At 74.0% G+C, this 8,253-nt stretch carries 9 protein-coding genes and 1 pseudogene; 4 read left to right on the top strand and 6 right to left on the bottom strand.

What is annotated here, in order from left to right:
* Nucleotides 1-227: 227 nt before the first annotated feature.
* The 5 genes from JNW91_RS27345 to JNW91_RS33745 all read right to left on the bottom strand — a co-directional run bounded on the left by JNW91_RS27345 (nt 228) and on the right by JNW91_RS33745 (nt 4,350).
* Nucleotides 228-1,463, bottom strand: coding sequence for an acyltransferase family protein (locus tag JNW91_RS27345; RefSeq protein WP_203178292.1), 1,236 nt, complete (start codon nt 1,461-1,463; stop codon nt 228-230).
* Nucleotides 1,460-2,356, bottom strand: a complete 897-nt coding sequence (locus JNW91_RS27350) for an alpha/beta hydrolase (protein WP_203178293.1) — start codon at nt 2,354-2,356, stop codon at nt 1,460-1,462. The genes JNW91_RS27345 and JNW91_RS27350 overlap by 4 nt, the downstream gene beginning before the upstream one ends.
* Before the next feature lie 100 nt (nt 2,357-2,456).
* Nucleotides 2,457-3,119, bottom strand: a complete 663-nt coding sequence (locus JNW91_RS27355) for a response regulator (RefSeq protein WP_203178294.1) — start codon at nt 3,117-3,119, stop codon at nt 2,457-2,459.
* Entirely contained in the window at nt 3,116-3,466 is a 351-nt protein-coding gene (locus JNW91_RS27360) for an ATP-binding protein (protein ID WP_203178296.1), read from the bottom strand. The genes JNW91_RS27355 and JNW91_RS27360 overlap by 4 nt, the downstream gene beginning before the upstream one ends.
* On the bottom strand, nt 3,463-4,350 hold the full coding sequence (locus tag JNW91_RS33745) for a sensor histidine kinase (protein WP_203178298.1): 888 nt from the start codon (nt 4,348-4,350) through the stop codon (nt 3,463-3,465). Before JNW91_RS33745 ends, JNW91_RS27360 begins: the two co-directional genes overlap by 4 nt.
* A gap of 155 nt (nt 4,351-4,505) precedes the next feature.
* On the opposite strand from JNW91_RS33745, the gene fabG reads away from it, so the two are divergent.
* The 4 genes from fabG to JNW91_RS27385 all read left to right on the top strand — a co-directional run bounded on the left by fabG (nt 4,506) and on the right by JNW91_RS27385 (nt 7,931).
* Complete coding sequence (gene fabG / locus JNW91_RS27370; RefSeq protein ID WP_203178300.1) at nt 4,506-5,210, top strand: 3-oxoacyl-ACP reductase FabG; 705 nt, start codon at nt 4,506-4,508, stop codon at nt 5,208-5,210.
* 27 nt (nt 5,211-5,237) lie between these two features.
* Nucleotides 5,238-6,005: an enoyl-ACP reductase FabI gene (gene fabI / locus JNW91_RS27375; protein ID WP_203178301.1), complete on the top strand. Its 768-nt coding sequence runs from the start codon at nt 5,238-5,240 to the stop codon at nt 6,003-6,005.
* Nucleotides 6,006-6,106: 101 nt separating this feature from the next.
* On the top strand, nt 6,107-7,159 hold the full coding sequence (locus JNW91_RS27380; protein ID WP_203178302.1) for a ferrochelatase: 1,053 nt from the start codon (nt 6,107-6,109) through the stop codon (nt 7,157-7,159).
* Nucleotides 7,152-7,931, top strand: coding sequence for an HAD-IIA family hydrolase (locus JNW91_RS27385; RefSeq protein ID WP_030337797.1), 780 nt, complete (start codon nt 7,152-7,154; stop codon nt 7,929-7,931). The genes JNW91_RS27380 and JNW91_RS27385 overlap by 8 nt, the downstream gene beginning before the upstream one ends.
* Nucleotides 7,932-8,064: 133 nt before the next feature.
* Here JNW91_RS27385 and JNW91_RS27390 read toward each other — a convergent pair.
* Nucleotides 8,065-8,253 (bottom strand): annotated as a pseudogene (locus JNW91_RS27390) (hypothetical protein); the annotation flags it as partial.

The following is an 8,253-nucleotide window of genomic DNA, read 5'->3' on the forward strand; positions in this document are numbered from 1 at the left end:
GGTGAAGCCCAGCGGTGCGACGTAGCGGCTCATGGACGGGCTCCGGGTGGCGGCTGGACGGTCCGCGTGCGGGGGCGGACCGCAGGGGGTTGGGACGCGCACACGAAGTCGTGACCGGGCGGCTCCCGGCGACCGTCCGGGATCGGACGGCGCGGCGCACGCGCCTCGGCGTGAGCCGAAGCGGTGGGGGAGCGGAGCGGGGTCAGCTCACCAGACTGAGTCGTGGCTCAGCGGGGCTGACCATCGGCCCGGCCACGACTGGGAGGATCGCTATCTCGCACAGCGATCACCTCCTGCAAGTCGGCCCGGCCGGAACGTCGATGATCGTACACCTGAGGTGTCGGGCGGACGCACTCGGCCGACCCGTCGGCGATCCCTCCACCGCCCGGCTGCCGCCCCGTCCCGCGGCCCCTGCCGGCCCGCACCAGCGTGACCAGCACCGTGGCGAGCAACGGCAGCCAGCAGCACCGCGCCAGCACCCAGCCCGTGCCGTCCGGCGCGGTGTGCAGACCGGGCAGGACCACCCCGCCCCGCGCGGTGAGAGCGGTCACCGCCACCAGGATCGGCTGGTGCCACAGGTAGATCCGCACCGCGTTGCGGTTCGCCTCGCCCACCGCCCGACCCGGCAGCGGGCGGGCCACCAACCGTTCCAGCGCGGGCCGGGCGAGCAACCCCAGCCCGACCTGCGTGATCGCCAGCGCCACCGCGAACAGCGACGGCGGGTTCAGGTTGGACACCCCCGCGCCGGGCACCCCGACCGCGCTGACCGGGTAACCCAGCGCCAGCAGCCCGGCCAGCGCGGTCGCCCCACCGACCACCAGCACGCCCGCCGCCCGTCGGCCCGCCAGGCGCCCGTCACCATGTGCCATACCAAGCAGGTACGGCACCGCCCACGCCACCAGCACCGTCACCGGCGGCACAACGGCGCCGTCCGGCAGCAGACGGACCGCCAGGTCGGCCCCCGCCACCACGACCACCGCCGGTACGATGCAGCGTGCCAGCCCCCACCGGCGTACGGCGGCGCGCAGCGGGCCGGTCATGGCGACCAGGAACACCAGGGGCAGCAGGAACCACAACGGACTGACCGCGAGCCGCAACGCGACGGCGAGCGTGTCGTCCGGGGTGCCGGCGACGGTCGCGGCGAGCAGCACGGCGGCGCCGACGCCCAGCAGCGCCACCGCGGGCAGCAGCAGCCGACGCAGCCGACCGGCCAGCCAGCCGGACGGCCGGTCACCGTGACGGGCCAACGACCGGGCCGAGCCGAACCCGGCGGTGAAGAAGAACAACCCGAGCGTCTGCAACACCCAGGTCATCGGGGTCAGACCGGGCAGCGCGGCCAGCGGACTGGCCTGCCGCAACCCGCCGCCGTCGGTCATCACCAGGCCGGTCACCAGCCAGTGCCCGAGGACCACCCCACCGATCGCGTACGCCCGCAGCGCGTCGATCGCGCGGTCGCGGCTCACCGGGGGTCCCCGATTCCGTCGGCGTCCAGCACGACCGCCGCGACCGCGGGCAGTGTGGCGCTGCCCGGGGTCAGGTAGCCGTCGTGCCCGGACACCCCGGCCACCGGCAACGGCCGGGCGCCGAACTCAGGGTCTCCCGGCCGGCGGCCGAACCCGAGACCGAGCAGCCGCACCGGGGGCACCCGGCGGATCCAGTCGGTGGTCGCCTCGGCCGCCCAGAATCGTCGCCCGCCGGTCAGCTCGTCGGCGTGCTGCACCCCGGCGCCGACCCCGCCGAGGCTGATGACGTCGGTGACCTGGGCCGGGGCGTCCACGGCGGCCAACGACACCACCAGCGCCCCGTAGCTGTGCCCGACCAGGGTGATCGTCGCGGCGGGGCGGCGCTCCGCCAGTTCCCGCAGCAGCGCGGCCAACCCGGCGGCACCACGCCGGGCGCTGACGTCACCGGCGGCCGTCGCCACCCCGTCGGGCGGGTCGTAGCCCAGCCAGGCCAGCACCGCCACCCGCGCCGTGGGGTCGGTCGTCCGCAGCTGCCGGTAGAGCTGCCCGGCCTGCGTCGCCGGAGCGCGGCCGGCCACCCCGCCCAGCCCCCGATCGAAGTCAGCGAGGGTGCTGCCGACGCCCGGCACCAGCACCGCGATGCGGTCCGCGCCCGCCAGATCACCCAGCACCTCGACCACGCGGCCGTCACCACGCGGGTCGAACAGCAGGAACCGGCGTCCGTCGGCCGCCCAGTCCGCGTACGGCCGGCCGGCGGCGCGCATCGCCGCCGCCGTCACCGGGTACGCCTCGACGAACCCGGCCGCCCCGACCGGCCCGGGTGGGGCCGGCAGGACCAGGTTCACGCCGAGCAGCGCCCCCAGCGCCGCCCGGCTGGCATCTCGTCGTCGCATCGCTGTCTCCCTCCGCAGTGGTCGTGCGGAGGGAGACTGCACGGGCGGGCGGCGGCGGGTCGTCGTGCCGGGGAGCCGTTTGCGGACTGGCTCCGCGGTGCTACTCGCCGGCGGCGACCAGACCCGTCTCGTACGCCAGCACCACGGCCTGGGCCCGGTCGCGCAGCCCCAGCTTGGCCAGGATCCGCCCGACGTGCGTCTTCACCGTCTGCTCGGCCACCACCAGGTCCCCGGCGATCTCCGCGTTGTTGCGGCCCCGGGCGATCAACCGCAGCACCTCGGTCTCCCGAGGGGTGAGCCCGGCCAGGTCGGTGGGGCGGGGTCGGCGGCGGTCCGGGCGGGCCGCGAACTCGGCGATCAGCCGGCGGGTCACCGCCGGGGCGAGCAGCGCGTCCCCGGCCGCCACCACCCGCACCGCGTGCACCAGGTCGGCCGCCGGGGCGTCCTTGAGCAGGAAGCCGCTCGCCCCGGCGCGCAGCGCCTCGTACACGTAGTCGTCCAGGTCGAAGGTGGTGAGGATGAGCACTCGGGGGCGCTGCGCCGACCGGTCGCCGAGCAGCTTGCGGGTGGCGGCCAGGCCGTCCAGCACCGGCATCCGCACGTCCATCAGCACCACGTCCGGGTCGAGCCGGCGGGCGGCGGCGACGGCCTGCGCGCCGTCGGCGGCGTCACCCACCACCAGCAGGTCCGGCTGGGCGGCGAGCAGCGCGCCGAAGCCCTGCCGCACCATCGCCTGGTCGTCGGCGATCAGCACCCGGATCATCCGTCCCCGCCCTCCGCCTCGTACGGCAGCTCAGCCGTCACCGCGTAACCCCCGTCGGGCAGCGGCCCGGCGGTGAACGTACCGCCCAGCGAGGTGGCCCGTTCCTGCATGCCGGTGAGCCCGTGTCCGGCGCCCGCCTCGTCCGGCCGGGAGCCCGCCTCGGCGGGTCGCGCGTTCTGTACGCGTACCCCCAGGGTGGACCGACCGGCGCGGACCGTGACGCGCACCGCGGCGCCGGCCGCGTGGCGGGCCGCGTTGGCCAGGCCCTCCTGCACGATGCGGTACGCGGCCAGCCCGACCGGCGCGGGCACCCGGTCGTTGTCGACCGGCTCGGCGTCCAGGGTCACCGGCAGCCGGCCCGGCGCGCCGCGTCCACCATCGCGCCCAGGTCGATGAGGTCCGGTTGCGGCGCGGTCTGCGGCCCGGTCGCCTCGCTGCGCAGCACGCCCAGCAGCCGCCGCATGTCGGTCAGCGCGTCGCGGGCCGAGGCGGCGATGGCGACGAACTCCGCGGCTGCCGGGGCCGGCACGTCCGTGAGCCGGTACGGGGCGGTCTCCGCCTGCACCGCGATCAGCGACATGTGGTGGGCGACCACGTCGTGCAGCTCCCGGGCGATCCTGGTGCGCTCCTCCAGCACCGCGCGGCGTTCCTGCTCCCGCTCGCTCCGCTCGGTCTGCGCGGCCAGGGCGCGGCGGGACAGCCGGTTGCGCCGGATCAGGTCGCCGACGATCGCCAGCGCGCCGAGCAGCAGCAGGACGGGGACCCGGTTGTCCGGGTGCACCAGGGTGAGCACCGGCACCGTGGTGATCATCACCACCCAGACCAGCACCGGCCGGTCGACCCGCGCGACGACCACCGCCACCACCGCGACCGACCCGAGCGCCAGCGGCGGGGTCCACGGCCAGGATCGGTCGGCGGGCGCGTTGAACGTGCACACCAGCAGGGCCAGCACCGTCAGCCGCCAGGCCAACAGCGGACGTCGGGGCAGCGCCAGCAGCGGCGCCACGGTCATCGCCGCGAACAGCAGCGCGATCGGCGTCCGCAGGCCCCACTCGGTCTCCACGGTCAGCGTGATCAGGAAGACGCCGAGGGCGGCGAGCAGCCCCACCGGGGCGGCGTACGGGGCCAGCCGGGGCCAACGGGCCAGCAGTGGCCGTTCGGCCGGGGCGTCCGAGCCCATCAGGGTCTGCCGCAGGGCCCGCCGGGCCGCGGCGATCGGTTGCCGGTTCACCACCGGGAGGCTACGGGCCGACCCCTCCACGAGGCGTGCCACCAGGGGCTGATTGCCATGTCGTACCTCGGTGTGACACGGCTCCCGTTAGCGCTTACCTGCCGGTAACGCCTAGGCTCCGACGCGTCCGTGCTGACCATTCGCAAGGGGGAATCGTGGCCCGTACCGTGCTGGTGACCGGGGGCAACCGGGGAATCGGCCTGGCCGTCGCGCAGGCCTTCGCCAAGCAGGGCGACCGGGTGGCGGTCACCCACCGCAGCGGCGAGGCGCCCGAGGGGATGTTCGGCGTACGGGCCGACGTCACCGACGCGGCCTCGATCGACGCCGCGTTCACCGCCGTGGAGGCCGAGCTAGGCCCGGTCGAGGTACTGGTCGCGAACGCCGGCATGACCGACGACACGCTGCTGCTGCGGATGTCCGAGGAGCAGTTCACCGGTGTGCTGGACACCAACCTCACCGGCGCGTTCCGGGTCGCCAAGCGGGCCTCCGGCAAGATGCTGCGCGCCAAGTGGGGCCGCATGATCTTCATCTCCTCGGTGGTCGGCCTCTCCGGCGGAGCCGGGCAGGTCAACTACGCCGCCAGCAAGGCCGGCCTGGTCGGCGTGGCCCGCTCGATCACCCGGGAACTGGGCAGCCGCAACATCACCGCGAACGTGGTGGCGCCCGGCTTCATCGACACGGACATGACCGCCGGCCTCACCGAGGACCGCAAGGCGGAGATCCGCAAATCCATCCCGGCCGGCCGGATGGCCAGCCCGGACGAGGTGGCCGCCGTGGTCGCCTGGCTGGCGTCCGACGGCGCCGGATACGTCTCCGGCGCCGTGATCCCGGTCGACGGCGGCCTCGGCATGGGCCACTAACCCTTTTGACTACGGAGGAAATCTGCGATGTCCGGACTGCTCGCCGGTAAGCGACTGCTCGTCACCGGTGTCATCACCGACGCCTCGATCGCCTTCTCGGTGGCGAAACTCGCTCAGGAGAACGGCGCGCAGGTCGTCCTCACCGGCTACGGCCGGCTCTCCCTGGTCGAGCGGATCGCCAAGCGGCTGCCCGAGCCGGCCCCGGTCATCGAGGTGGACGTCACCAACACCGAACACCTGGCCAACCTCGCCGACCGTGTGCGCGAGCACGTCGACGGCCTCGACGGTGTCGTGCACTCGATCGGCTTCGCCCCCCAGAGCTGCCTCGGTGGAGGATTCCTCGACGCGCCCTGGGAGGACGTGGCGACCGCCCTGCACGTCTCCACCTTCTCGTACAAGTCGCTGGCCATGGCGGCGCTGCCGCTGATGTCGCCCGGCGGCGCCGTGGTCGGTATGACCTTCGACGCCAGCAAGGCGTGGCCGGTGTACGACTGGATGGGCGTGGCCAAGGCCGGCCTGGAGTCCGCATCCCGCTACCTGGCGATGCACCTGGGCAAGCAGGGCATCCGCAGCAACCTGGTCGCCGCCGGGCCGCTGCGCACCATCGCCGCCAAGTCGATCCCCGGCTTCGACCAGTTCGAGGACGCCTGGGCCGAGCGGGCCCCGCTGGGCTGGAGCCTCACCGACCAGGAGCCCGCCGCGCGGGCCTGCCTGGCGCTGCTGTCCGACTGGTTCCCGGCCACCACCGGTGAGATCGTGCACGTCGACGGCGGCTACCACGCCATCGGCTCCTGACGCTCCCGCGGGCGACGCCCCCGACCGCCGCACGCGTGACCCACGCGTCCGGATCAGGGGGCGTCGCCGGGCCGTCCCGGCCGAGGGGCGAGAATGATCCCATGTCGTACGACGCGGTGGTGCTGGTGTCCTTCGGTGGGCCGGAGCGACCCGAGGACGTGATGCCGTTCCTGCAGAACGTGACCCGCGGCCGGGGCGTGCCGCCCGAGCGGCTGGCCGAGGTCGCCGAGCACTACCAGCACTTCGGCGGGGTGTCCCCGATCAACCAGCAGTGCCGCGACCTGCTGGCCGCCGTCCGCGCCGACTTCGCCGCGCACGGCCTCGACCTGCCCGTGTACTGGGGCAACCGCAACTGGGACCCGATGCTCGCCGACACCGTGACTCGGATGCGCGACGACGGGGTGACCCGGGCGTTGGCCTTCGTCACCAGCGCGTACGGCGGCTACTCGTCCTGCCGGCAGTACCAGGAGGACATCGCCGCCGCCCGGGCCGCGGTCGGCCCGGACGCGCCGGTGATCGAGAAGCTGCGGCAGTTCTGGGACCACCCCGGCTTCGTCGAGCCACACGTCGACGCGGTCCGGGCCGCCCTCGGTCAGCTCGACCCGGCGAAGCGGGACAGCACCCGGCTGGTCTTCACCGCCCACTCCATCCCCAGCTCGATGGCGGCCAACGCCGGCCCGCACGGCGGCCGGTACGAGGCGCAGCTGCACGAGACCGCCCGGCTGGTGGCCGCGGCCGCCGCCCCCGACCTGCCGTACGACCTCGTCTGGCAGAGCCGCTCCGGCCCGCCGCACGTGCCCTGGCTGGAACCGGACATCAACGATCACCTGGCCACCCTCGCGCAGGGCGGCACCACCGGCGTGGTGGTCAGCCCGATCGGGTTCGTCTCCGATCACCTGGAGGTGGTGTGGGACCTGGACACCGAGGCGCTGGAGACCGCCAAGCAGCTCGGCCTGAACTTCGTCCGGGCCGCCACGCCGGGCACCGACCCGCGTTTCGTGACCATGGTTCGTGAGCTGGTCACCGAGCGCACCGACCCGGACGGCGCGCAGCTGCGCCGCCGCCTCGGCGAGCTGCCGATGTGGGACACCTGTCCCACCGTCTGCTGCGTGCCGGCCCGCCGCCCGACCTCCGCTGGGAGCACCCATGCATGACCGCAAACCCGTGCAGAGTTGGCTGACCGACATGGACGGCGTGCTGGTGCACGAGGGCCAGCCGGTGCCCGGCGCGCCGGAGTTCATCAACCGACTGCGCGCCTCCGGCAAGCCGTTCCTGGTGCTGACCAACAACTCGATCTACACCCCTCGTGACCTGACGGCCCGGCTGAGTCGGATGGGGCTGGACGTGCCGGAGGAGTCGATCTGGTCGTCCGCGCTGGCCACCGGCCAGTTCCTCGCCGACCAGCGGCCGGGCGGCACCGCATACGTGATCGGGGAGGCCGGGCTGACCACGGCGTTGCACGCCGTCGGGTACGTGCTCACCGACTTCGCCCCGGACTACGTGGTGCTCGGCGAGACCCGCACCTACAGCTTCGAGGCGATCACGAAGGCGGTCCGTCTGATCAACGACGGGGCACGCTTCATCTGCACCAATCCCGACGTGACCGGCCCGTCGGTAGAGGGCGCGTTGCCCGCGGCCGGCTCGGTCGCCGCCATGATCTCCAAGGCGACCGGGGTGGAGCCGTACTTCGTCGGCAAGCCGAACCCGATGATGATGCGTTCCGCGTTGAACACCATCAACGCGCACTCGGAGAGCACCGCGATGATCGGCGACCGGATGGACACCGACATCCTCTGTGGCCTGGAGGCCGGGCTGGAGACCATCCTGGTGCTCACCGGGATCAGCAGCCGCACCGAGGCGGAGCGCTACCCGTACCGCCCGTCGCGGATCATCAATTCGGTCGCGGATCTGCTTGACGAGGTCTGACCGACCGGCCTCGCCGGGTCGCCGCCATGCGCCGGTGCTGCCGGCGTACCACGATGATCATCCAGACGAAGAACAGCATCTCGGCGGCGGCGAATAGCAGAAAGACCGCGGTGCCGACCATGGTTGCCTCCCGTCAGGGGCGCAGTGGGGCGTTGCAGGCGGCCACCAGCGCCAGCCGGCAGGCCGCGGTGAGCGGGCGGAGCGCCGCGTCGCGCTGCTGCGCCTCGTAGTTGTTGATCGCGCCGCCGGGAGCGGCGTGCCCGGCCAGCGCGAGCACCCGGTCGAGCACCGCGACGCGGGCGAACAGCCGGCGGGCCCGCGG

This window comes from Micromonospora parastrephiae (genome assembly GCF_016802865.1).
In the GTDB taxonomy this organism is placed as follows: domain Bacteria; phylum Actinomycetota; class Actinomycetes; order Mycobacteriales; family Micromonosporaceae; genus Micromonospora; species Micromonospora parastrephiae.